At 64.1% G+C, this 23,427-nt stretch carries 21 protein-coding genes and 1 pseudogene; 16 read left to right on the top strand and 6 right to left on the bottom strand.

The features are described 5' to 3' along the window. Positions 1-501: 501 nt before the first annotated feature. Positions 502-1,386: an alpha/beta hydrolase gene (locus J3E61_RS02895; protein ID WP_210082552.1), complete on the top strand. Its 885-nt coding sequence runs from the start codon at positions 502-504 to the stop codon at positions 1,384-1,386. Between the two features lie 177 nt (positions 1,387-1,563). Here the strand turns inward: J3E61_RS02895 and J3E61_RS02890 are convergent, their stop codons facing one another. Further along, entirely contained in the window at positions 1,564-3,222 is a 1,659-nt protein-coding gene (locus tag J3E61_RS02890) for an FAD-dependent oxidoreductase (protein WP_210082551.1), read from the bottom strand. Between the two features lie 615 nt (positions 3,223-3,837). Here J3E61_RS02890 and J3E61_RS02885 point away from each other — a divergent pair. From J3E61_RS02885 to J3E61_RS02865, 5 genes and pseudogenes are all read left to right on the top strand, one after another. Further along, entirely contained in the window at positions 3,838-4,284 is a 447-nt protein-coding gene (locus tag J3E61_RS02885; protein ID WP_210085410.1) for a hypothetical protein, read from the top strand. Further along, a pseudogene (locus tag J3E61_RS02880) lies at positions 4,281-7,142 on the top strand (MMPL family transporter); the annotation flags it as partial. The gene J3E61_RS02885 and the pseudogene J3E61_RS02880, both read left to right, overlap by 4 nt. Before the next feature lie 213 nt (positions 7,143-7,355). After that, the gene (locus J3E61_RS02875; protein ID WP_210082550.1) at positions 7,356-8,264 is read left to right on the top strand and encodes an NAD(P)/FAD-dependent oxidoreductase; all 909 of its coding nucleotides are present in this window, start codon (positions 7,356-7,358) and stop codon (positions 8,262-8,264) included. An 80-nt stretch (positions 8,265-8,344) separates the two neighbouring features. Beyond that, complete coding sequence (locus tag J3E61_RS02870; protein WP_210085409.1) at positions 8,345-8,686, top strand: DUF732 domain-containing protein; 342 nt, start codon at positions 8,345-8,347, stop codon at positions 8,684-8,686. 5 nt (positions 8,687-8,691) lie between these two features. Then, positions 8,692-9,132 (top strand): DUF5078 domain-containing protein, encoded by a 441-nt coding sequence (locus J3E61_RS02865; RefSeq protein ID WP_210082549.1) that lies wholly within the window; start codon positions 8,692-8,694, stop codon positions 9,130-9,132. Positions 9,133-9,228: 96 nt separating this feature from the next. On the opposite strand, the gene J3E61_RS02860 is transcribed toward J3E61_RS02865, so the two are convergent. From J3E61_RS02860 to J3E61_RS02840, 5 genes are all read right to left on the bottom strand, one after another. Continuing rightward, a complete protein-coding gene (locus tag J3E61_RS02860; RefSeq protein ID WP_210082548.1) occupies positions 9,229-10,746 on the bottom strand; it encodes a GMC family oxidoreductase N-terminal domain-containing protein in 1,518 nt (505 codons plus the stop codon). Between the two features lie 129 nt (positions 10,747-10,875). Beyond that, a complete protein-coding gene (locus J3E61_RS02855; RefSeq protein ID WP_210085408.1) occupies positions 10,876-11,655 on the bottom strand; it encodes a maleylpyruvate isomerase family mycothiol-dependent enzyme in 780 nt (259 codons plus the stop codon). A 16-nt stretch (positions 11,656-11,671) separates the two neighbouring features. Then, positions 11,672-12,310: a TetR/AcrR family transcriptional regulator gene (locus J3E61_RS02850; protein ID WP_210082547.1), complete on the bottom strand. Its 639-nt coding sequence runs from the start codon at positions 12,308-12,310 to the stop codon at positions 11,672-11,674. Positions 12,311-12,325: 15 nt separating this feature from the next. Then, positions 12,326-13,501, bottom strand: a complete 1,176-nt coding sequence (locus J3E61_RS02845; protein WP_210082546.1) for an acyl-CoA dehydrogenase family protein — start codon at positions 13,499-13,501, stop codon at positions 12,326-12,328. A 36-nt stretch (positions 13,502-13,537) separates the two neighbouring features. Next, positions 13,538-14,335, bottom strand: coding sequence for an SDR family oxidoreductase (locus J3E61_RS02840; protein WP_210082545.1), 798 nt, complete (start codon positions 14,333-14,335; stop codon positions 13,538-13,540). Between the two features lie 91 nt (positions 14,336-14,426). Here J3E61_RS02840 and fabG point away from each other — a divergent pair, with 91 nt between their 5' ends. The 10 genes from fabG to J3E61_RS02790 are packed head-to-tail and all read left to right on the top strand — an operon-like array spanning position 14,427 to position 23,392. Next, complete coding sequence (fabG, locus tag J3E61_RS02835; RefSeq protein WP_210082544.1) at positions 14,427-15,161, top strand: 3-oxoacyl-ACP reductase FabG; 735 nt, start codon at positions 14,427-14,429, stop codon at positions 15,159-15,161. Further along, entirely contained in the window at positions 15,161-15,916 is a 756-nt protein-coding gene (locus J3E61_RS02830) for an enoyl-CoA hydratase/isomerase family protein (protein ID WP_210082543.1), read from the top strand. The genes fabG and J3E61_RS02830 overlap by 1 nt, the downstream gene beginning before the upstream one ends. A gap of 46 nt (positions 15,917-15,962) precedes the next feature. Further along, on the top strand, positions 15,963-16,763 hold the full coding sequence (locus tag J3E61_RS02825; RefSeq protein WP_210082542.1) for an enoyl-CoA hydratase/isomerase family protein: 801 nt from the start codon (positions 15,963-15,965) through the stop codon (positions 16,761-16,763). Next, a complete protein-coding gene (locus tag J3E61_RS02820; protein WP_210082541.1) occupies positions 16,760-17,545 on the top strand; it encodes an enoyl-CoA hydratase/isomerase family protein in 786 nt (261 codons plus the stop codon). Before J3E61_RS02825 ends, J3E61_RS02820 begins: the two co-directional genes overlap by 4 nt. After that, positions 17,542-18,810, top strand: coding sequence for a Rieske 2Fe-2S domain-containing protein (locus J3E61_RS02815; RefSeq protein WP_210082540.1), 1,269 nt, complete (start codon positions 17,542-17,544; stop codon positions 18,808-18,810). Before J3E61_RS02820 ends, J3E61_RS02815 begins: the two co-directional genes overlap by 4 nt. A 5-nt stretch (positions 18,811-18,815) precedes the next feature. Further along, on the top strand, positions 18,816-19,328 hold the full coding sequence (locus J3E61_RS02810; protein WP_210085407.1) for an aromatic-ring-hydroxylating dioxygenase subunit beta: 513 nt from the start codon (positions 18,816-18,818) through the stop codon (positions 19,326-19,328). Positions 19,329-19,336: 8 nt separating this feature from the next. Beyond that, positions 19,337-19,615 carry a hypothetical protein gene (locus J3E61_RS02805; RefSeq protein ID WP_210082539.1) on the top strand — a complete coding sequence of 93 codons (279 nt, stop codon included), beginning with the start codon at positions 19,337-19,339 and terminating at the stop codon, positions 19,613-19,615. Beyond that, positions 19,612-20,823, top strand: coding sequence for an acetyl-CoA C-acetyltransferase (locus J3E61_RS02800; protein ID WP_210082538.1), 1,212 nt, complete (start codon positions 19,612-19,614; stop codon positions 20,821-20,823). The genes J3E61_RS02805 and J3E61_RS02800 overlap by 4 nt, the downstream gene beginning before the upstream one ends. Beyond that, a complete protein-coding gene (locus J3E61_RS02795) occupies positions 20,820-22,190 on the top strand; it encodes a hydroxymethylglutaryl-CoA synthase family protein (RefSeq protein ID WP_210082537.1) in 1,371 nt (456 codons plus the stop codon). Before J3E61_RS02800 ends, J3E61_RS02795 begins: the two co-directional genes overlap by 4 nt. Then, positions 22,187-23,392, top strand: coding sequence for an acetyl-CoA acetyltransferase (locus J3E61_RS02790; RefSeq protein WP_210082536.1), 1,206 nt, complete (start codon positions 22,187-22,189; stop codon positions 23,390-23,392). The genes J3E61_RS02795 and J3E61_RS02790 overlap by 4 nt, the downstream gene beginning before the upstream one ends. Positions 23,393-23,427 lie beyond the last annotated feature (35 nt).

Genomic DNA, 23,427 nt, shown 5'->3' with positions numbered 1-23,427 from the left:
AGTTGCGTTGTCGACACGATGTGATCCTAGTCTACTGGAATAGAACGTTAATGTTCTGATATTGAACGATTATGTTCGTTACAGCGCGGATCTCAATGAAGTGGTCTTAGCAGGGTTGAGCCGCATGACGGGTCCTCGACACCGGAGGACCGGAAAAGGTGGTGGGAAGTGATGCGCGTTTCTTCGCATGCTGCGGCGGGGATGGATACCGCTGGTGATGGTGGCCGCGCGGCAGGTTCTCGCCGTAGTCGCCGTGTCTAGGAGAGTCCGTGTGCTGCCACGGGCGCGCCCTGCGAGCAGGCGCCCTTTTTAGGAACCTCATGCTCACAACGGAAGGAACCAACAAGCAGACAGCTTCCCCAGTGGCCCTCGTGACGGGCGAGGGAGCACGCACCAAACGCTGGAACCAAGCGCTGGGCGCATTGACCCTGACCTAGCCCGAACGAATCAACCCCTACCTGTAAACCCGCCACCTAGATCAGCTTGCTGGAAGGATAGAAAATGCAAACCAATGAGTTTCCCGACTCGAGTTACACGAATACGTGGACCAACGGCCGAGGCGAGGTTCGCTTCTTCACCCGCCGCGACGGTTCGCGACTGCGCTACTACACCGCAGGCACCGGCCCGCCGCTGGTCCTGATGCACACCGTCCGAGGCCAATTCGACTACTTCCAGAAGGTGATTCCGCTCATCTGGGACCATTACACGGTCTATGCGCTGGATCTGCCCGGCATGGGTTGGTCCGACATCGTCCCCGGCGCAAAATATGAGGAGCCCCAGTTGCGGGCCGTCGTGGTCGAATTCGTCAATGGCCTGGATCTTCACGACGTCACGCTGTCTGGTGAGTCCATGGGGGGCGCTCTGTCATTGCAGGCATCCATTGACCTCAAAGACCGAGTCACTCGGGTCGTGGCGTTCAACAGCTACGACTACCCCGGTGGAGGCGAGCGCGGAAACTTGCTCGCCCGAATCATCATTATGAGCGTGCGCATGCCGGTGTTGGGCGTGCTGTTCGCCCCCCTCGAGCCACGCCCCATCTTCCGAAAAATCCTGCAGGGCGGCTACGTCGACAAAACGAAGTTGCCCGAGGACTTCATCACCGAACTACTACGAAGCGGCCGTCGACCGGGCTACGCCAAGGTGTCGCGCGGAATCTTCCGCAGCCTCAAAGGATTTGACCGGGCCCGCACGCGCTACCCAGCGGTGTCGGTACCGGTCACCCTCGTCTACAGCGAAAACGATTGGTCCCGGCCCGCCGAGCGCGACCGAGTGGCCAAGGCGCTGAAGGACGTTCAGCGCATTAACATACCCCGCACCGGTCACTTCTCGGCGCTGGAGCGTCCCGACGAAATGGTGCGAATTCTCTTGGATGCCAACGCAAGCTGATCGCCATACGTGCGACGCCGGCGGCACCGTGAACTAACCCAGGGTTCTTGTTCAGAACAAATCTCGGGTAGTTCACGGTGCTTGCTCGGTTATGGGGACAGGCCACACGTGACGACTACCTGTGGGTCGCACCGTGGTTTGAATTGCAGCTCGAATCTTCTTGGTGTCCGCAGTTAGTCATTGCGTCGACGTTGGGCTGCCCCGCAACGTCCTTCTGCTGGCGAGGTAGGCGTGGACTGCGGAGATGACCACTGATCCCTCGCCGACGGCCGATGCCACCCGCTTGACGGAGCCTGCGCGCACGTCACCGACGGCGAACAGCCCGGGTATCGAGGTGGCAAAGCTGTCGTGGGTGAGCACGAAGCCCTTGGCGTCGAGGTCGACACCGATGTCGTGCAGCCAGGTCGTGCAGGGGTCCGCGCCGATCATCAGGAACAGTGCGGCCGCGTCGAGTCGTACGTCCCGGTCGCGGGCGCGGTCGTGCCAGGTCAGCCCGCTGAGCCGGCTGCTGCCATGGACGGCGGACAGTTCGCAGCGAGGGTGCACGGTGATCCGCTCATGGTGGGTTAGGCGCTGCGCCAGGTAGTTCGACATGGTGTCGCGCAAGTCGTCGCGGCGGATCAGGACGTGGACGTGGCCGGCGTTCCGCGCGAGAAACAGGGCCGCCTGGCCGGCGGAGTTAGCGCCCCCGACCACGACGGCGTTCTGCCCGGAGACCACGTTGGCCTCCAGTTGGCTTGCGGCGTAGTAGACGCCACGACCCTCGAGGTCGGCCAGGCCGGGCAGGTCCAGGCGCCGGTAGCGCACGCCGCTGGCGATGATCACCGCGGAGGCGAGGATGTCGTACTCGTCGTCGAGCCGCACCCGAAACCCGCCGGGCATCTCCGACAGCCCAGTGACTGAGCGGGGTGATAGAAGTCGGCTCCCGAACTTGACCGCCTGCAGCATCGCCGCCCGTGCCAGTTCAACCCCGGACACGCCGCGGTAGAAGCCGAGGTAGTTCTCGATCCGTGACGAGCTGCCGGCCTGGCCGCCGATGGCGACGTCCTCGACGACGACCACGTCCAGTCCCTCCGACGCACCGTACACAGCAGCGGCCAGCCCCGCCGGTCCGGCGCCCACCACCAGCAGGCCACACCGGGAATCGTCGGCGATGCCCCACAGGTCGATTCCCAGCGCGGTTGCCAGATCACGCGTGGTCGGCGCTGTCATTACGCGGCGCTGCGCCGTGACAACGGCCGTACCGGTCTCGGGCAAGGCACAGGTCTGCGCCAGCTCCGACCACGCCGACGGGTTCGAGCGCAGCACCGTTCGGTAGGGAATCTGGTTGCGTTCAGCGAAGTCCTGGAGGCGGTGCAGGTCGCGGTCGTCGTCTCCGGCCAGTACCAGACCGCCCTCGCCCTTCCTGCTCAGGAAGCGCCGCCGGGCATCCAAAGCGGACAGCACGACATCGCTCAGCTCCCCCGAGATCTCCACCAGCCTGCGCAGTTCCTCCACCCGAACCCGCAGGATCGCGGTGTCTTTCATGGCCACGCCCTGGAAGACGGCGCGTTGCCCCATCAACATGCCCAGCTCGCCGACGAAGTCACCGGGCTCGATCACGAAGACAACCCGGTCGTCCCGGCGGTCCACGAGGAGCACGCCACCGGTCAGCACGAGGTGCAAGTCGGTGGGATCACCGGCGTCCCACAGCAACTCGCCGGGCGCGGGGTGCAGCTCCTCACCGGATGACCGCAACAGGTGCAGGGCGTGTTGGCTCAATACCGGCCAGGCCAGCTCATCAACCAGACGGGACGAGTAAAGGGTCAGGTCGTCCGGCACGGGGATGATGCTCATGCTTCTCCCTTACCTGGCAGGCGAATCGCTCCGGTCACGATTCTTCTCCGCTCGTTTCGGCGGCGTCGTGCGCAGAAGCCGTGGCAGCGAGGATCGCGGCTCTGTTGAGCCCTTGCACACCCGAGAGCTGCTTCGTCGAGACGGACATGATGTGATCCTAGTCCGTCCGGAATAGAACGTTGACGTTCCGATGTTGTACGGCTATGTTCGTTTGGCGCGGATCTCAACCAGGTTGGTACTAGCCGGGTAGAGCCGCATGACGGCGTCCTCGACACCGAGGACCGGAATAGGTGGGCGGGGAAGTGATGCTCGAGCAGCCCAAGGCGGTCGCCGACCACATCCTGGGCTTTCTGAACAGCTGACCCGCCTCCAACCACCCAGAACGCGAGTTGACCGAACCATGACTGATGTTGTCCAGAAACACGATCTCGGACGATTCGGAGCGCACAAGGAAAGGCAGGAACCCATGGCTGTGACGACTGTTGCGTACGCAGGCGGGGCGGCGGATGGCCTGTACGGCGGTGTCGTAAACGTCGAAAAGGTCGGCCCGTCCGCCTATGCACGAGGCCGATAGGTCGGCGAGTGGACGCGCACATCGAAAAGCTTTCCGTGCCGATGCCGACATCACCGATACGAAGGGCGGCCGTCCGTCAATGGGCGGTGCTCGTGGCGATCATCGTGGTGGTCTTGGTCGTCAGCGGTGTCTACCGTCTGCACGGCATCTTCGGATCGCAGGACCAAACATCAAGGCCCTCAGCTGATTCGCCCGACAACACCGGATTCGACCCCAAACGGGTCCGCCTGCAGGTCCTCGGAAATCCCGGCGCGCGGGCAACCATCAACTTCCTCGACGAGAACGCTCAACCCCAGCGCGTCGACGACGCACCCCTGCCGTGGTCGCACGACTTGGTCACCGAGGATACGACGCTGTTCGTCGACCTACGCGCCCAGGGAGATTCGAGCAGCATCACCTGCCGCATAACCGTCAATGACATCGTCAAGGATGAAAGGTCCTCCAACGACGTGAATGGATACATCGCCTGTCTGGACAAGACGGCGTGAGTCGACACGGGACAGACGGCTCCAACCGTTCTCGGGCAGCGCGTGTCATCCGCACACTCGCCCTGCCGATCATTCTGATCTGGATCGCGGTCGCCGGCGTGACGAACGTGCTGGTGCCCCAACTCGAGATCGTCGGTACTGAGCGTTCGGTGGCCTTGAACGCGCCTGATTCGCCGTCGGTCATGGCCATGAAGCACATCGGGGAGAAGTTCGGCGAGTTCGACTCCGACAGTGCAGCCGTCATCGTGCTCGAAGGCGATCAGCCGCTGGGCCAGGACGCGCACACCTACTACGACGGCCTGGTCGCGAAGTTGCGAGCAGATACCCAACACGTCCAGCACGTTCAGGACTTCTGGGGCGACTCGGTGACCGCGGGCGGCGCCCAGAGCAAGGACGGCAAGGCAGCGCTCGTTCAGGTCTACCTCGAAGGTAACCAGGGCGAGGCGCGATCCAATCGTTCCGTCGATGCCATCCGCCAGATCGTGGCCGACACGCCGCCCCCGCCGGGGGTCAAGGCATACGTCACCGGCGCCGCCCCGTTGATCACCGACAACTTCGAGATCGGCAACGAAGGCACCCATATCATCACTGCCGTCACGTTTCTCGTCATCGCGGTGATGCTGCTCATCGTGTATCGCTCATTGGTCACCATGTTGATCGTTCTCCTAGTGGTCGCAGTCGAACTCGCCGCAACGCGGGGGGTGGTCGCCGTGCTGGGCAACGTGGGCCTGTTCGACCTGTCCACCTACGCGGTGAACCTTCTGACGGGCATGGCCATCGCCGCGGGCACCGACTACGCCATCTTCCTCGTCGGGCGCTACCAAGAAGCCCGAGGCAAGGGCCTAGATCGCGAGGCCGCTTACCACGACATGTTCCGCGGCACCGTCCATGTCATCGTCGGCTCTGGGCTCACCATTGTTGGAGCAGTGGCGTGCCTGCACTTCACCCGGCTCCCGTATTTCAGCAGCATCGGCATCCCTACGGCGCTGGGCCTGATCGTGACGTTGACCGCGGCGCTGACCCTGGGGCCGGCGGTGGTGACGACCGCTGCGCGATTCGGGTTCCTCGATCCCAAACGTCGGCTTCGCACCACGGGCTGGCGCCGCGTCGGCACGACGATCGTGCGGTGGCCGGGGCCCGTGCTCGTCGCGTCGTTGGCGGTGTCCGCGGTGGGCCTACTCGCGCTGCCGGGAGCGCAGATCAACTTCGACGGGCGCCCCTACATGCCCGATGACGCCCCGGCCAACGTCGGATATGCCGCCGCGGAACGCCACTTCTCAGAGGCGCGGCTCAACCCCGAGTTGCTGATGATCGAATCCGATCACGACATGCGCAATCCCTCGGACATGCTGATTTTGGAACGCGTCGCCAAGGCGGTGTTGCACACCCCCGGTGTCGCACTGGTGCAGTCGATCACGCGGCCCCTCGGTACGCCGATCAAGCACAGTTCCATTCCCTTTCAGATCAGCGCCCAAAGTGCCGGCCAGGTCATGAATCTGAGCTACCAGGGGGACAGGGCCCGCGACCTGCTGACCCAGATCGATCAGACCACCAAGGGGATCGACATCTTGCAACAACAGCTCTCCTTGCAGCAGCAAGCCACCGAGGCCACCGATGAGCAGGTGCGGGCATTCCACGACACCGTCGACACCATCAACGAGGTCCGAGACAACCTCGCCAACTTCGACGACTTCTTCCGGCCGCTACGCAACTACTTCTACTGGGAGCCACACTGCTACGACATCCCGTCGTGCGCGGCGCTGCGATCGGTGTTCGACTCACTCGACGGCATCTCCAAACTCAGTGACCAATTCGGCAAGATCACCGCGAGCCTGGACAAACTCAACGCGCTGCAACCTCAACTGCTGTCGCTGATCCCACCTCAGGTCGACATCCAGCAGACCAATCGCGCATTGCTGCAGTCGAATTACGCCACCGTCAGCGGCACGTTGACACAGGCCCAAGGAGCGTTGGAGAACGCCACCGCGCTCGGCAAGGCCTTCGACGATGCCAAGAACGACGATTCGTTCTACCTGCCACCGGAGGCGTTCGACAACGCCGAGTTCAAGCGCGCCCTCACGCTGTTCATGTCGCCCGACGGCAAGGCCGCCCGCATGACGATCACGCACGAGGGCAAACCCGCCAGCCCCGAGGGCATCTCGCACATCGACGCCATCCGCAACTCTGCCTTCGATGCGATCAAGGCGACCCCCCTGGCCGACGCGAAGATTTACATCGCCGGGACGGCGTCGACGTACAAGGACATCCAGGAGGCATCGCTGTACGACCTGATGATCGTCACGTTGGCGGCGATCGCGTTGATCCTGCTGGTGATGATCCTCATCACCCGCAGCTTCGTGGCCGCCATCGTGATCGTGGGCACTGTCGTCCTTTCACTGGGAGCTGCGCTCGGGCTGTCGATCCTGGTGTGGCAGTACATCTTCGGAGTCGAGCTGTTCTGGCTCGTGCCCGCCCTCGCGATCATCATCCTGCTCGCGGTCGGAGCAGACTACAACCTGCTGCTGATCTCCCGGTTCAAGGAGGAAGTAGGTGCCGGATTGAATACCGGCATCATCCGTGCGATGGGCGGCACCGGCGGAGTGGTCACCGCCGCAGGACTGGTGTTCGCGTTCACACTCGGCTCATTCATCGTCAGCGACCTGGTCATGATCCAGCAGATCGGCACCACGATCTGCCTCGGCCTCGTCTTCGACACGTTGATCGTGCGATCGCTCTTGACGCCGTCGATCGCGACGCTACTGGGCCGCTGGTTCTGGTGGCCGCTGAACGTGCGCACCAGGCCGGCCAGTCAGATGCTGCAACCGTTCGGTTCGCGGATCTCCGTCCGAAAACTGTTGGGACCAGATCCCAGACCCTCGACGGGCGGGACCGAGGAGCATGACCGAATGGCCGGATCGCGCATCGAAGACGGCGCGGCACAGCATGAGAGTCCACCCGCCGGTGACGCGGCGCACGATCGTCACATCACACAAGGGTGAGCGATGAAACAACTCACGATCATGGCCGTCAAGCATTCGGTCAACGCCCGAAACCACTAGGAGAATTAGGTCATGGACACTACATGGGACTGCATCGTCGTCGGTGGCGGCGCCGCGGGCTTGAGCGCGGGTCTGGTACTGGGCCGGGCGCGGCGGCGAACGCTGCTGGTCGACGCGGGTCAGCAGAACAACCTGGCCGCCCACGGCATCGGCGGGTTGTTGGGTCACGACGGCCGACCGCCGGGCGAGCTATACGAGGCCGGGCGGCGGGAGATTGCCGCCTACCCGTCCGTCGAAGTGCGGACCGGTGAGGTGGTGGCGGGTGAGCGTGCCGGCGATGTGTTCGAACTGGAACTGTCCGACGGTCGGCGTGAACGTGCGCATCGGGTGCTGCTGGCCACTGGCATGGAGTATCGGCCGCCCGCGCTGCCCGGGCTCGCGGAGTTGTGGGGGCGGTCGGTGTTTCACTGCCCGTTCTGCCACGGCTGGGAGGTTCGCGATCAACCGTTGGCGGTGTTGGTGAACGGCCAACGGGCAGTGCATGCGTCGTTATTGCTGAGGGGATGGAGCGACGACGTTGTGCTCCTGACTGGAGGGCCTGCGGAGCTCGATGGTGATGCCCGATCCCGGTTGGCCGCAGCACGTGTTGCGATCGACGAGCGGCCCGTTGCCGAACTCGCCTCAAGCAATGGCGAATTGGAAGCCATTGTGTTCACCGACGGAACTCGGCTGGCACGCAGCGGTCTGCACGTCGCGACGACACTGCATCAGCGGTCGCAGCTGGCTGAACAGCTCGGGGTCGGATTCGGTGAGCCGACGCCGGCGGTGGCGAATCCCATCGCAGTCGATGCGCTCTGTGGGACAACGGTTCCCGGAGTATTCGCGGCCGGCGACACCATTGCGACGCAGATGCCGCAGGTGGCCTTGGCCATCGCGACAGGTTCGCTCGCTGCCGCGTCGATTGTGCAGAGTTTGGCCTAGGACGTGGGGCGCAGCTGGCAGATGCGGACCGCACCGAGACCGGCAGCACTACCGACAGGAGCCACAGTATGAGAGCAATCATGAGTGTGAGCGGCTGGGTACTGCTGGGGATCATGGTGGTTGTCGCCGGCGTGGCGACTGCCTGGCCTGCGCATGCTGATCCCGACACCGACTTCGCCAACGAACTCCATACGTATGGCATCTACGGGCAGAAGGACTACAACGCGTGGATCGGCAAGATCACCTGCAAGCGGCTCTATAACGGGCTCGACCAGGATGCCGACAAGTCAGCGAAATTCGTCTTCCTCCAACTGCCCAAGGGCAGCACCACCGAGCAGGCGTGGCAATTCCTGGGCGCCGCGATCAATACGTACTGCCCCGAACAGGCGCCGGTCCTGCAACGAGCAGCCGCAGAAGGGTGAACACGATGTACTTACGCGCAGGGTTCGCGGCACTCGCGATGTGCGGAACCGTCCTCGCCACAGCGGGTTTCGCGTCGGCCGATGCCAGTGACGACTACCCGATCCCGAATCGGATCCTGAAGACCACCTGCACCGTCGACCAGTACATGGCCGCCGTGCGCGACGTCGAACCGGTCTACTACGAGCGCTACATGACCGACTACAAGAACCGGCCCGTCGACGTCCAAGACGCCGCCCGCGACCGCATCTACTGGTTCTTCTCCCTGGACTACGCCGGCCGCCGGCAGTACTCGGAGGACACCGCGACCAACGTCTACTACGAGCAGATGGCCACCCACTGGGGCAACTGGGCCAAGCTGTTCTTCAACAACAAGGGCGTCGCCGCACACGGCACCGACATCTGCATGAACTACCCGCCAACCGACCCATCAGTCTGGAACTGGTAACGATCCGGCCGTGTCCGCTCAGGGCCTGAGGCGTGGATCGTCATGTTCGCCACAATGGCGGTATTCCATTGGTTTGAGCCCAAATTGGTTGGAACATCAAGAAATTCGTAGCAGCAGGTCGGCGCCGCGGTGAGCGATCATCATGGTCGCGGCGTTTGTGTTTCCGGACGTGATCGTCGGCATCACTGAGGCGTCGATGACTCGCAGTCCCTCGACGCCGTGGACCCGTAATTGAGGGTCCACGACGGAGTCGTCGTCCGAACCCATGCGGCATGTCCCTACTGCGTGGTAGATGCTGTTCTCCCTCGCCGCGAGCCATGCTGCACCGGTCGCGCCGTCCTCGTCGAGGTACTCGCCGGCCAATCCGCGCATCGCCGGCTGCGTCTCAATGAGTTCGCGTGTCATCTCGACGCCATCGAGCAGCCTGCGGACATCATGGTCGGAACCCAGTCGAGTGAATTCGAGTTCCGGACTTCCGCCGCGAAGGCGCACGCGGCCTCGCGTCTCAGGATGCATGAGAACGGTGTAGACCGTGAATGCATCCGAGCGTCGAAGACTGGCCCGTCCGCGGACCGGATCGAGTTCATAGCGCACCGGACTGATCGCGATCTGGAATTCGTCGGTGAACAGTTGCGCCTCAAAGGGCGTCGTAGTCAACGCCCCAGTGCCGTTGAACGCCAGTGATCCCGCCGCACGAACGGCGGCCAGCGGGCCGATCGTGTTGATCGTAGGAACCTTGGACTTCCAGTGCTGGGTGACGACGAGGTGATCTTGAAGGTTTTCACCGACGCCGGGCAAATCGACGACCGATAACCCAGGACCTATGCCCGATCTCAACAACAGGGCCGGCGACCCGATCGCGCCTGCACACAGGATGACCTCCTGCCGGGCACGCAGCGTCTGACCCTCGCATTCGACCCCGATTGCGCGGCCGTGGTCTACCAGTATTCGCGTGGCCTTCGTTTTGGTGAGGAGATAGGGCTGGGAAACCTCCGGGAGCCCGCGCAGGAAACCTTTCGCCGAGGAACACCGAAGTCCACGACTTTGATTGACCTGGCTACGGGCGACACCCAACTGTGTGCGTCCATTCGGATCGGGGTTGCGGTCGTGTCCCGCCTCCACAGCCGCCTCGATGAACGCGTCATCCAGCGGATGGTGGTGTCCGCACCACGACACGGCCACCGGGCCCGCAGCGCCGCGGTATTCGTCGGGGCCACCGACCCAGTTTTCAATCGATTTGAAATGCGGAAGCACACTGTCGAATTCCCACCCCGTGGCTCCGAGACCAGCCCACTTGTCATAGTCCGACGGGCGACCCCGGACAAACACCATCGCATTGATAGAGCCGCTGCCCCCGACGATGCGACCACTGGCGAATGCGCCGCCGACACTGTTCTTGCTTGGGTCGGGAGCAGTCGGATACCGCCAGTTTGCCGTCGCGTAGAGGCTCACAATCCCCAAGGGCAGGCGCACGTCCGGCCGGCGATCCGTCCCCCCAGCCTCGACAAGGATGACGCTGGCGCCGGCGCCGGCGAGTTGAGCCGCCGCAATGCAACCGGCCGAGCCCGCCCCGACGATCACGAAGTCAGCTTCCCGCGGTGCGTTCCGTTTCATACGTGTCTCCAATCTGCTGCTGTGGTGCAACTCCCTGTCGATCGCACCCGCGCCGGCCGGCGGGCGGTAGCCGTTCTGCCACAGCGCATTCCGCGGAAACAGCGTCGATGACGATGTAGCCGAAACGGCTCATACCACGTTGACCCAGTCCAGGAACCGTGTGCCGAGCGTTTCATCACCTGAGATCTGCACCTGGCGTGCCCGCCAGTCACACCGCTTGGTGCCCCAATCTGGAAACTCGACAGCCGAGGCTTCGATCAGCACGGCGGGTCCTGCGACTCCGGCACGGATGTCGCCACCGGGATGAATGGTCCATGCGCCGCCGCCCATTCCGTCCAGTACCAAGCCGATCGACCCGTCGACCACCGTCGGTGAGGTGCTCATTTGATTCGCGAGCACTGCCAGCATCCACTCGATGACGACGGTCATTCGGTCTGCGTCTGTGCCCGGATCCGCCACGCCGAGAGCGGGAACGATGTCGTGGCGCAAGTGAGTGTGGTGATCGAAGACCATCGCACCAATCAGAAGCTGCGTCAAAGGGAATCGGCCGAGTTCGGCGAGTGGGGCCGTAATGCGACCCAGCGGGCTCCGCGTCAAAAATTTGGCGGTCGCCACCACCCGCTGGCTCCATCTACGGTACTCGTCGAGTGTCCGCTCGGGGCGCCAAGCTCGACGCTGTGCTACGAACTCGTCGTTGGCGCGCTCGATGTCATTGCCGAACATCATCTTGACGAGGGACGGGCTAAACATGGCATGGCAACCGGACCCGATATGAGCCACGACGTCCTGAACTGTCCAACCGTCGGCCATGCTGGACGACAGCCACTGAGGCGCATCCAATCCCTCGCAGACCGCGAGCAGATCATCTCGTTCGCGCCGAAGCGCATTCACCCGATCGGCAGGTCCCATTGCACCGCCTCGGCTCTCACGCACGGGTCTTGTCATGACGTGACAATCCTCGCAGGAGCGTTCGACTAATCTCCGTGGCGATGCGATCAGCGGATTCAGGTGAGCCGAGCTGGAGCCAACGATGCGAATCCAGAGTGAGCCCGAGGGTGCCGAGAGCGAGCAATTGAGAATCGCAGGCGTGGAAATCACCGACGGCGACACCGCGCTCGATGATGTCGCGGATGCGTTCGCAGACAACCGTTTCCACACGACGTACTTCGCTCAGCTGCTCATCGGTGAACCATTCGCCGATGTAAGGGCCTTCTTGAGCGTAGACGGCGGCGGCATCCGCGTCGGCGGCGACGATGCGCATTAGATTCGAAATGCACTCGTGCAGAGCATCTTTCGGCTGGCGGTCGGTCCTGGGTTCGACGGCGGCCAGTGTCGCCGATGCAGCGCGCCGGTAAATTTCGTAGAGCAGCAGCGCCTTGCTCGGATAATAGTAGTAGAGCGTCGCTTTGTTGAGTCCGACGCCGTCGGCTAAGTCGGACACGCGCGTCCCGTGGAACCCGCGTGTGGCGAAGAGTTGTGTAGCGATGCGCACGATGTCCTCACGCCGCCCGTTGCGCCCGGAGGTCGTCGACGATGAACTCGATGCGGCAGGGTAGGCGCCCACTTTGTGTTGCACTTGTCAGGCGCGTTGGTTGAGTCGTTTGCCGAGTACCTGAGCGGCGATCGTGTTCTTCAGTACCTGCGCAGTGCCGCCGGCGATCGAGGACACGATGACGTCCCGGAAACACCGCTCGGGCGGGAAACCGGTCACCAATCCGTTGCCGCCGAGAATCTGCATCGCCTTCCAACAGACATCGCGCCCCATGTCGGCGGCGTGCAACTTCGCAGTCGAGACGTCGAGCGCACGCGGGAACTTGCCGCGCTCCGCGGTCAGCGCCGCCTTGTACGTCAGATAGCGCACGGACTCGATCTGCGTCCACATTTCGGCCACCAGGTGGTAGACGGCTTGGAACTCGTTGATGGGGCGTCCGAACTGCTCTCGCTCGTTCGAGTAGGCGACCGCTTCGTCGAAGGCACCTTGTGCCAATCCGAGACACAACGACGAGATGTACAGCCGTTCCATGTTGAACGCCTGCATGAGATGGGCGAACGAGCCCTCACCCATCAGGAGGTTCTCGGCGGGCACACAGCAGTTCTCGAAGTGGAGATCGCCGTGTGGCGAACCGCGGGATCCCATGTACTCGGGCCCGGTACCGAGAGTGAAGCCAGGTGTGTCCTTGTCGACGACGACCGCGCCGATGCCTTTCATGCCCTGGATGCCGTTGAGTCGAACGAACACGACGTAGACGTCGTAATCCGGTGCGCCCGTGATGAATCGCTTCGAGCCGTCGATGCGAATCTCATCTCCTTCGATGATCGCCGACGTCTCGATGTCTGTGACCGCTGAACCGTACTTGGGTTCCGACAACGCGATGGCCGCCGTGCGCTCGCCGGCGGCGATCTTGGGTAGATAGTTGGCGTGAGCCTTCGTGTTGTCGCTCATCATGATGACCGACGGGCCTGTGCAGGTCGTGGCGAAGAGGATGTCGCCGGCCATCCACGATTTCATCGACCGGCATGCCTGTTCCACGGCCAGGGCGAACTCGATGGCGCTGTGGCCGCGTCCGCCGAACTCCTCGGGAATGGTCAGGCCGGAAAGGCCGAGTGTCACCGTATCGGCGATCATCTGATCAGTGGGCGCCTTGTCGTCGCGGTCGATCTCGGTGGCGAGCGGCGCCCACTTCTCCCCGAATTCCCGCGCCGCATCGACGATTTCCTGCTGAGTCGGTGTCAACGCGAATGCAGATGAGTCCAACGTCGTGTTTCCTTTCGAAGGGGAGCATCGAGACGCTCAAGGCATGTTGTAGCCACCGCTGACGGACACGAGTTGCCCGGTGACCTGCCTTGCCGCCAGGGGCGAGGAGAACCACAGCACCGCCCGGCCGATGTCCTCGGCGCTGGTCAGGCGACGAAGCGGTGTGTCCTTCAGCATGAAGTCGATTTGCTTTGGATTAAAAACTTCGTCTTGGCCGACTGCCCACAGGCTCGATGCACCCACGGCGTCGGGGCCCTCCGGGATCACGAGTCCGGGGCAGACGATGTTCGACCGGATGCCGTGGCGGCCGTGCTCTCGGGCGGTGGTGCGAGCGAGTGCCACCATGGCCGCCTTCGATGCCCCGTAGACACCTTGCCGGATCTGACCGAACGCCGCGTCGCTGGCGATGAACACGATCGCACCGCCGCCGGCCTCCTTCATCGGCGGGATGGCAGCCTGTGTTGCCGCGATCGCGGAGAACAGGTTGATCTCGATTGTGCGCTGCCATTTATCGCGGTCGGTGTCGGTGGCGACGAATCCCGGAACGCTCCAACCAGCATTGTTGACCAGGACGTCGACGCCGCCCCACCGGACCTGGGCGGCTCCCACCGCCGCCTCGGCGGCACCGGGAACAGTCAGATCGGCGATCACGACGTCAACCTCAGCCGCCCCTCGATCGAACGCCTCGTCACGGACCTTCTTCGCCTGGGGCTCATCGATGTCGTTGATGACGATGCGGGCGCCCTCCTCGGCGAACGCGTGCACGATGCCGCGCCCGATGTTGGAGGCGCCGCCGGTCACCACGACCCTTGCGTCGGCCAATCCCAGATCCATGTTGACTCCCCACTGCATCGTCGCTTGTGACCGCCGGTGCCGATAGTTTAACCTAGATTAGAAATTGTCGAAAGAAGCGGAGACCAAGACGATGGCTGAAGCACTCCTGGCGGGTCAGGTCGCGGTGGTGACCGGGTCAGGGCAGGGCATCGGACTGGAGATCGGGCGGGTACTGACCGAGCACGGTGCGAAGGTTGTGTTCGCGGACATCGACGGTGCAGCCGCCAAGACCGCGGCGGATCGTTACGAATCCGTCGGCTATGCCTGTGACGTCACTTCCGAAGACGATGTCGAGCGCCTGGTTGCTGCGACGACTGGCGAGTTCGGTCGTCTCGACCTCTTCGTCAACAACGCGGGCATCACCCGCGACGCGTCATTGAAAAAGATGACAGTCGCCGACTTCGATGCCGTCGTCACCGTGCACCTGCGAGGCACCTGGCTCGGCGTGCGCTACGCGTCGGCGATCATGCGTGAACAGAAGAGCGGCAGCATCGTCAACATCTCCTCGCTGTCCGGCAAGTCAGGAAATCCGGGCCAAACCAATTACAGCGCAGCGAAAGCCGGCATCGTCGGTCTTACCAAGGCGGCGGCTAAAGAGGTCGCGCACCACAACGTGCGCGTCAACGCCATCCAGCCCGGCCTCATCCGCACCGCGATGACGGAGGCGATGCCACCAGACGTCTTCGCCGAGCGCGAAGCCGCCGTTCCGATGAAGCGGGCCGGCGAGCCGGCCGAGGTCGCCGGCGCCGTCGTGTTCCTGGCGAGCCCGTTGTCGAGCTACGTCACCGGATCCGTCCTCGAGGTCGGTGGCGGGAGGTACATGTGATGACCGTTCGCAGCCGAGTGGAGGACGGCGTCGCGTATCTCATCCTCGAGCGGCCCGACAAGATGAACGCGATCTCCGTCGAGCTGGCTCAAAACCTCGTGTCGGCCCTGCGCATCTGCGGCGAGGATCCATCGGTTGCCGTCATCGTCATCAGCGGAGCAGGTGGAAACTTCTGCGCCGGCGGCGACATCGACGACGTTGAACGATTGCGCGCCGAGGGAGCCGACCGGCTACGAACCCTGTTCGACGCGTTTCGCCAGGCATGTGCGGCGATCGCCGCCCTCGACGTACCGGTCATTGCGGCCGTCGAAGGTGTGGCGATGGCGGGGGGATTCGAGTTGATGCAAGCGGCTGACATCGCGCTGGTGCGCGACGACGCGAAGATCGCCGACAGTCACATCAACTTCGGGATGATCCCCGGTGGCGGTAGTTCGCAGCGACTTCCGCGTCTGGTCGGGCGTCAGACGGCGACGGCGCTACTGCTGAGTGGCGATCGCATCAGTGGTCTGGATGCCGTCCGCCTCGGACTTGCGTACCGCAGTTACTCACCAACTGAATTCGAGGCCGGGGTTCGGGCTTTTGCCACAAAGCTGGCGACCCGTGACCGTACCGCAGTCTCGCGCATCAAACGCCTGGTCGAGACTGCCGGCGACCTTGCCCTGTCCGAGGGGTTGGACGCCGAGGTCGATGCGGTGGTCGCCCACATCTGCGGGCGGGGCGTCGACGAGTTCGCCAACGTGGGAGATCGACGATGACACCCGGTGCAGTACCAGAACAACCCAACATGAAAGGCCGCCATTCATGACGTCAACGACCACCACCCCGGTAGCCCTCGACGTCGACGGCGGTATCGCCCGGTTGCGGCTCAATCGACCGGAGGCGTCCAACGGACTCAACGTCGAACTCCTGCAAGCGCTGCACGGGGCGATACTGCGTTGTCACGCCGACCCCGCTGTGCGTGTTGTGCTGCTGTCCGGTGCAGGCCGAAACTTCTGCGCTGGTGGCGATGTGAAGACTTTCGAATCAAAAGGTGAGCATCTGCCCGAGTACCTACGGGAGGCCACGGCGTGGCTGCAGTTGGCCACATCGGCCCTCATTCAGTTGCGCGTGCCCGTTGTCACGGCGGTGCAAGGCTTCGCCGCAGGCGGCGGTGGACTCGGTTTGGTCTGCGCATCCGACATCGTTGTCGCCGCGGAGTCGGCCAAGTTCTTTTCCGGTGCGGTCCGAGTGGGGATGGCACCGGACGGTGGCTCCTCGGTCACGCTCACGCAACTGATCGGACTTCGTCAGGCGCTCCGAGTCCTTCTGTTGAATCCGACCCTGACCGCCGCCGAAGCTCAAGACCTCGGCCTGGTCACGGAAGTTGTTGCCGAGGAGTCTCTTTCGACGCGTAGCGAGGAGATCGCGAGCACCCTGGCGACCCTTCCGACCCTGGCGCTGTCGGCGACGAAACGGCTGGTGTGGAATGGAGTAGGTGCCTCCGTGGAGCAGCGGCTCGCCGAGGAATCGCGCACCGTGTCCGAACTTTCCGGGACCGCGGACTCGCTGGAGGGCCTGCGTGCCGTCATCGAGCGCCGGCCGCCGAGGTTCACCGGCCGATGAACGTCCTGACCCATGACGACGGGGCCGTGCGCACCATCACGTTGAACCGGCCCGAGCTTCGCAACGCCATCGACATTCCGCTGAGAGTGGAACTTGCGCAGGCGATCTCCGCGGCAGATACCGACGGCTCCGTGCGTGCGATCGTTCTCACCGGTGCCGGTCGTGCCTTCTGCTCCGGCGGTGACATCGCCACGATGCGGCGGATGTCGCAGGACGAGGCGATGAAGCGCGCCGAGCTGGCGCAAGGCGTCATCAAGGCGATCTGGGGGACTGGAAAGCCCGTCATCGCAGCAGTCGAGGGCGCGGCGTTCGGTGCAGGCGCCGCCCTGGCCGCTGCGTGTGATCGCGTCGTCGCGGCCCGTGATGCGCGTTTCGCCACGACGTTCACCAATGTCGGGTTGGCCGGCGACATGGGCGTGTTTGCGTCGCTTCCCCGGCGCGTCGGCATCGCCAAGGCGACTCAGATGCTGCTGTTGCCGGAACCGTTCGATGCCGAACAGGCCCACTCCTGGGGTCTGGTGGATGCCATCACCGAACCTGGAGCCGCACTGGATTTCGCGCTTCGGGACGCCCAACGGCTCGCGGCAGGACCCGCCGGCGCGCACGCGGTAATCAAGTCGCTCATCGCCGTGGCACCGACCATGAATCCCGTCGAGGTGCTCGATGAAGAGGCACGGCACCAAGCAGTCCTGTTCGGTAGTGACGACTTCGCCGAGGGCGTCGCGGCCTTCCAGGAAAAGCGCAAGCCCGTGTTCGGAGCCGTGAAAGGAGCACGATCGTGACCTCGGTCATCGACGACGCCGCAGACACTGGAAGCCCCTACGACCGGCTCATCTTGCCGGACAAAGTCCACGGTTCGCTGTACACGGACTCGCACATCTTCGAAGAGGAACTGCGAAAGATCTGGTACCGCACATGGGTTTTCGTCGGCCATGAGAGCGAAGTCGCCCAGCCCGGTGACTACGTACGCAAACGTCTTGCCCTGCAGGACGTGATCATGACCCGCGACCGTGACGGTGAGGTGCACCTGCTGCTCAACAGGTGCGCCCATCGCGGCAACCAGGTGTGCGACGACGCAAAGGGCAATTCGTCGACGTTCCGGTGTCCGTATCACGGTTGGACGTTCCGTAACAACGGCGACTTGATCGGGTTTCCCTTCTTCAAGGGATACGGCGGGCGGCAACTCGACCTCGCACTGGGCCGGGTGCCGCGCATGGAGTCGTACCACGGTTTTGTGTTCGGCAGCTTCGCGACAGACGGGCCGAGTCTGATCGAGCACCTCGGCGCCGCCGCCGGTGAGATCGATCGGCTTGCGCGATTGTCACCGTTGGGCAAGGTCGAACTCAACGCCGGATGGTTGCAGCACCAGACCCGCTCGAACTGGAAACTGCTCGCAGAGAACGAAACCGACGGCTATCACCCCCAGTTCGTCCACGGGTCGATCTTCGGGGTCACCGGCAGCACCATCGGGCCGCTCTACAGTGACGCATCTACCGCTGTTACCCGCGACCTGGGCAACGGCCACAGCGAGAACGACCTACGTCCGGAGTTCCGCAAGTTCGCGGAGCCGATGCGGTGGTTCGGCACAACCGAGTCGCGAGTGCCGGACTACGTCGCCGCGATGCGCGCCAAACACGGCGATCAGGCTGATCGGATCCTCATCGAGGGGGCTCCGCACGTGATGATCTTCCCGAACCTCTTCATCGCGGAGATCCAGGTCTTCAACATCCAACCGGTAGCGGTGGGGGAGTGCGTGCAGTACTCGACGGCAGTGCAACTGGCAGGAGCTCCTGAACTCAACAAGCGCATGGTCTCGCAATGCGTGGGGTCGGTCGGTCCGGCCGGAATGTTGCTCGCCGACGACACCGAGATGTACGAGCGCAACCAGGCGGGCCTGGCCGCCCTCGATCCCGAATGGCTCGACGTGCGACGGGGGATGAACCGCGAAGTCAGAGACGAGAACGGGTTCAAGATCGGCTCGGCGACCGACGAAACGGGGATGCGGGGATTCTGGTCCCATTACAAGAAGCTGATGGAGGCGCAGTGACCGCTATGGCGCAATCAGTAGACCTACCAACAGGTTTCGATCGCAGTGAGGTCGAGCAGTTCCTCTACCGCGAGGCCCGCCTCGCCGACGAATCGCAATACGATGAGTGGGAAGCGTTGTGGACGGATGACGCCCTGTACTGGGTACCCGTCGGTGGACAGGGCGGCGACCCGCGCCGCGAGATGTCCGTCATCTACGACAACCGCAATCGCATCTCCACTCGGCTCAAGCAACTGCGCACCGGCCGCCGCTACGCTCAGGCGCCGCAGTCCAACCTGCGTCGACTGATCAGCAACATCGAATTCCTCGGTGGCGTAACGAATCCCGCCGGTGCGATCGATCTGGAAGTCGGAGCCAACTTCCTGGTCATCGAGTCTCGCGCACGCGACACCCACCTCTGGGGTGGCCGCGCGACCTACCGGCTGCGGCGCGATGACGACACCCTGCGGTTGGTGTACAAGAAGGTCGTTCTGGTCGACAACGACCGGCCTTTGCCCACCCTGGGATTCCTGATTTAGGAGAGCGCATGTCCATCGAATTCGGTGATCCCACACCGGTGGAAGTGCCGGGGACCGGCGCAGTCATCGGCAGTGAATTCGCCCAGATCTCGGTAGCCTTCGACACTTCCGGGAACGCACCGCGGCTGCGGTTGCAGGACCTGCGCACCGACAGGGTCCGCTACCTCGACGCCCTGGAGTTGGAGAGCATCATCTGGCTCCCCGACGAGCAGATGGCAGCGCTGCTCGACCCGTCGCACAGCCGGTGGCGTGGCGAGGCAGCCGATGAACCAGGGTCGACCCGGTGAGGCGTGCCGCGATCGTCGCCCCTACCCGCACTCCGGTCGGTACGTTCGGCGGTGCATTGCGTCCCCTGCGGGCCGAGGATCTTGCCGCGCGCGTCGTCACGGCCGTGGTCGAACGTACCGGCATCGACCCGCAACTCATCGAAGACGTCGTGTTCGCCCAGTCGTACGCCAACTCGGAAGCCCCGTGCATCGGGCGCTGGGTTGCCCTGCACGCCGGTCTGCCCGTCAGTGTTCCCGGATTGCAGATCGACCGGCGTTGTGGTGGCGGCCTGCAGGCCGTCATCACCGCGGCGATGACAGTGCAGACGCGCGCCGCCGATGTCGTGCTCGCCGGTGGGGTGGAGTCGATGAGCAACATCGAGCACTACACCACGACAGCTCGATGGGGCAGCCGTGCCGGCAATCTGACGCTGTACGACAGGCTCGATCGAGGTCGGGAAATGTCGCAGCCGCCATGGCGTTTCGGCCCCATTAGCGGAATGATCGAGACCGCCGAGAATCTCGCCGCCGACTACGGCATCGATCGCGACGCCGCCGACGCGTTCGCCGCGCGCAGCCACCACCGCGCCGCCACCGCGCAAGCCAACGACGCGTTCGCCGACGAACTCGTCGCCGTGCAGGTGCCGCAGCGACGCACGGATCCCGTCGTGGTCGACCGTGACGAGGGCGTACGACCCGACAGCACCACTGCAACTCTGGCCAAGCTCAAGCCGATACAGTCCGGCGGCACCGTGACCGCCGGTAACTCGAGCCAGCAGAATGACGCTGCGGCAGCGTGTTTGATCGTCGCCGAGGACAACCTCGACACGTTGGGCCTGGAGCCGATCGGGTTTCTCGAGGGTTGGGCCGCCGCCGGTTGCGAACCCGCACGCATGGGCATCGGTCCCGTGCCGGCGGTAGCCAAACTGCTGAAGCGTTCCGGACACACCCTCGACGACTTCGATCTCATCGAAGTCAACGAGGCATTCGCCGTGCAGGTCCTGGCCGTACTGGCCGGATGGGGCACCAAGCTCGACGACGTCGATGATCGTCTGAACGTGAACGGATCCGGCATTTCGCTTGGACATCCGATCGCGGCGACGGGTGTCCGGATCATGACGACGATGCTGCACGAGCTGCGACGCCGCGGCGGCGGGCTGGCGCTGGAGACCATGTGCATCGGTGGCGGTCAGGGCCTCGCAGCCGTCTTCAGCGGGGTGACGGTGTGACGGCGAAGCTCATCGGCTACGGAACCTACCTGCCCCGATACCGGCTCGCGGGCAATGACATCGGTCTGCGTGGCGGTGACCGTGTGGTGGCTTCGTTCGACGAGGACTCGACCACGATGGCCGTCGCCGCGGCCAGGTCGGCGATCGAATCACACGATCTGCCGGACCACGTGTACTTCGCCACGTCGAGCCCGGCCTACGGTGACAAGACCAACGCCACCGCCGTACACGCCGCGCTCGGGCTGCCTGTGCAGGCGTTCGCCGCGGACGTCGGCGGCACCGGACGCAGCACCATCGCGGCGCTACGACTGGCGGCCGGTACTGGAGGGCTCGCCCTCAGCGCCGACGTCCGGGTGGGACGGCCCGGATCAGCCGACGAGAAACTCGGCGGTGATGGCGCTGCAGCATTGCTCTTCGGTGAAGGACCGGCGATCGCCGACGTCGTCGCCTCTTTCTCCACTACTTCCGAATTCCTCGACAGGTGGCGGGCTCCCGATTCGGTGACGGGCGAACAGTGGGAAGAGCGCTTCGGCGCGGAACAATATGGCGACCTCATTTCCGCCGCAGCCGCCGCGACCCTCGACCAGGCCGGACTGCCCGAGGTCGACCACGTGGTTCTCGCGTGCCCTAACTCCGCGATCGTGAAGCGGGCTGCCACGCTGATCAAGGGTGCAGAGTCGACGACCACGTCTCCGATCGGGTTCAGCGGCACGGCTGATGCAGCACTGGGGCTCTGCGGCGCCCTCGATCGAGTCGAACCCGGCGAGACCATCCTGGTGGTGTCGGCCGTCGATGGTTGCGACACCGTGCTCTTGCGGGCCACCGATCGGGTGTCGAATGCGCGTCAGCGACAGTCACTTCGGGAACAACGCGAGGGCGGGCTGCCCGTCTCGTATCTGACCTATCTGGCATGGCGTGGACTGGTCGAACGGGAGCCGCCGCGGCGTCCCGAACCGGACCGTCCCGCAGGGCCGCCGGCCGCGCGTGCTGCGGACTGGAAGTTCGCTCTCACGGGTAGTCGATGCCGAGAGTGCGGCTTCGTCCACCTGCCGCCCGTGCGGGTATGCCGCGAATGCGGTGTCGCCGACAGCATGTCGCCCGTGCCCGTGTCACGACTGGGCGGCACCATAGTGACCTATACCGTCGACCGGTTGGCGTATTCGCCGTCGCCGCCGGTGGTTCAGGCCGTGATCGACGTCGATGGCGGCGGTCGGTGCACTCTCGAGATCGCCGATGCCGAACCCGACCGCCTTGCCGTTGGCGCGCGTGTCGGGTTCACGTTCCGTCGTCTGTTCACTGCGGGCGGTGTACACGACTACTTCTGGAAGGCCCGTCTGGCCGATTCGGCCGAAACGGAGGAATCATGAGCAGCCGTGGCATCGCCGACAAAGTCGCCGTCGTTTCGATGGGATGCACGAAATTCGGTGAGCGATGGGAAAGTTCGACCGACGATCTGCTGCTGGAGGCGGTAGGGGAGTGCATCTCGGCTGTCTCGGGACTTTCGCTCGACGACGTCGACGCCTACTGGCTGGGCACACTGGGTTCAGGTCAATCCGGGCTCACTCTGAGTCGGGCGCTGGGAACCGAGGACAAGCCCGTGACTCGCGTCGAGAACTACTGCGCAACGGGATCGGAGTCCTTCCGAAACGCCTGTTACGCTGTCGCATCCGGTGCCTATGACGTGGTCATGGCAGTCGGTGTGGAGAAGCTCAAGGACTCCGGATTCTCCGGTCTGCTGCGCGCCGACCCGCCGAGTGATGGCACCGCACCGGAGCTGTCGCTGACCGCACCGGCGGCCTTCTCGCTGCTGGATCCGGCATATTGCGCCAAGTATGGCGTGGATCCCGGGCAGATGCGCGAGGCGATGACCCACGTCGCTTTCAAGAATCACAGCAACGGGTCACGAAATCCGAAGGCTCAGTTCAGGTCCCCGGTGTCGAGGGAGACCATCGACGGCGCTCCGAAGGTTGCCGGACGACTCGGGGTGTTCGATTGCTCCGGGGTTTCCGATGGCGCGGCCTGCGCACTCATTGTGCCGGCAGAGCGCGCTACCGAGTACACCGATCGCCCGATGTACGTCAAGGCGCTGTCGCTCGTGGCGGGATCGGCGCGGGGGTCGATGGACCCCGGGTTCGACTTCACCACGTTCCCCGAAGTGGTGCGCTCTGCCAGGGATGCCTATCAACAGGCGGGCATCGACGATCCCAACCGGCAACTCTCGCTGGCCGAGGTGCACGACTGCTTTACTCCAACCGAATTGATTCTCATGGAGGACTTCGGCTTCTCCGATCGAGGACGAGCGGTAAAGGACGCACTCGCGGGCGAGTTCGACGCGGACGGCCGACTGCCGGTCAACGTCGACGGCGGACTGAAATCATTCGGTCATCCGGTGGGAGCAAGCGGACTGCGGATGCTCTACGAGGCGTGGCTGCAGTTCCAGGGCAGTGCCGGTGAGCGCCAGATCCGCGACGCGCGAACGGCGTTGACGCACAACCTCGGTGGTCGGCCCGGCGGGTGTGTGTCGTTCGTGTCGATCGTCGGCACCGACCTGGGTGCCGTGAAACGCTGACACGCGGCACCTCAACGCGCAGAACCGTCAGACCG

It is taken from the genome of Mycobacterium sp. OAE908 (assembly GCF_017872775.1).
Classification (GTDB): Bacteria; Actinomycetota; Actinomycetes; order Mycobacteriales; family Mycobacteriaceae; genus Mycobacterium.
Note: the sequence above shows the minus strand (reverse complement) of the source record. Positions and strands in the feature narration are given on the sequence as shown.

Coding starts and splice junctions, on each gene's coding strand:
- J3E61_RS02830 (WP_210082543.1), top strand. CDS start 15,161: ATGACCGTTCGCAGCCGAGTGGAGGACGGCGTCGCGTATCTCATCCTC.
- J3E61_RS02875 (WP_210082550.1), top strand. CDS start 7,356: ATGGACACTACATGGGACTGCATCGTCGTCGGTGGCGGCGCCGCGGGC.
- J3E61_RS02810 (WP_210085407.1), top strand. CDS start 18,816: ATGGCGCAATCAGTAGACCTACCAACAGGTTTCGATCGCAGTGAGGTC.
- J3E61_RS02870 (WP_210085409.1), top strand. CDS start 8,345: ATGAGTGTGAGCGGCTGGGTACTGCTGGGGATCATGGTGGTTGTCGCC.
- J3E61_RS02885 (WP_210085410.1), top strand. CDS start 3,838: ATGCCGACATCACCGATACGAAGGGCGGCCGTCCGTCAATGGGCGGTG.
- J3E61_RS02790 (WP_210082536.1), top strand. CDS start 22,187: ATGAGCAGCCGTGGCATCGCCGACAAAGTCGCCGTCGTTTCGATGGGA.
- fabG (WP_210082544.1), top strand. CDS start 14,427: ATGGCTGAAGCACTCCTGGCGGGTCAGGTCGCGGTGGTGACCGGGTCA.
- J3E61_RS02825 (WP_210082542.1), top strand. CDS start 15,963: ATGACGTCAACGACCACCACCCCGGTAGCCCTCGACGTCGACGGCGGT.
- J3E61_RS02840 (WP_210082545.1), bottom strand. CDS start 14,335: ATGGATCTGGGATTGGCCGACGCAAGGGTCGTGGTGACCGGCGGCGCC.
- J3E61_RS02865 (WP_210082549.1), top strand. CDS start 8,692: ATGTACTTACGCGCAGGGTTCGCGGCACTCGCGATGTGCGGAACCGTC.
- J3E61_RS02860 (WP_210082548.1), bottom strand. CDS start 10,746: ATGAAACGGAACGCACCGCGGGAAGCTGACTTCGTGATCGTCGGGGCG.
- J3E61_RS02855 (WP_210085408.1), bottom strand. CDS start 11,655: ATGGGACCTGCCGATCGGGTGAATGCGCTTCGGCGCGAACGAGATGAT.
- J3E61_RS02805 (WP_210082539.1), top strand. CDS start 19,337: ATGTCCATCGAATTCGGTGATCCCACACCGGTGGAAGTGCCGGGGACC.
- J3E61_RS02820 (WP_210082541.1), top strand. CDS start 16,760: ATGAACGTCCTGACCCATGACGACGGGGCCGTGCGCACCATCACGTTG.
- J3E61_RS02895 (WP_210082552.1), top strand. CDS start 502: ATGCAAACCAATGAGTTTCCCGACTCGAGTTACACGAATACGTGGACC.
- J3E61_RS02890 (WP_210082551.1), bottom strand. CDS start 3,222: ATGAGCATCATCCCCGTGCCGGACGACCTGACCCTTTACTCGTCCCGT.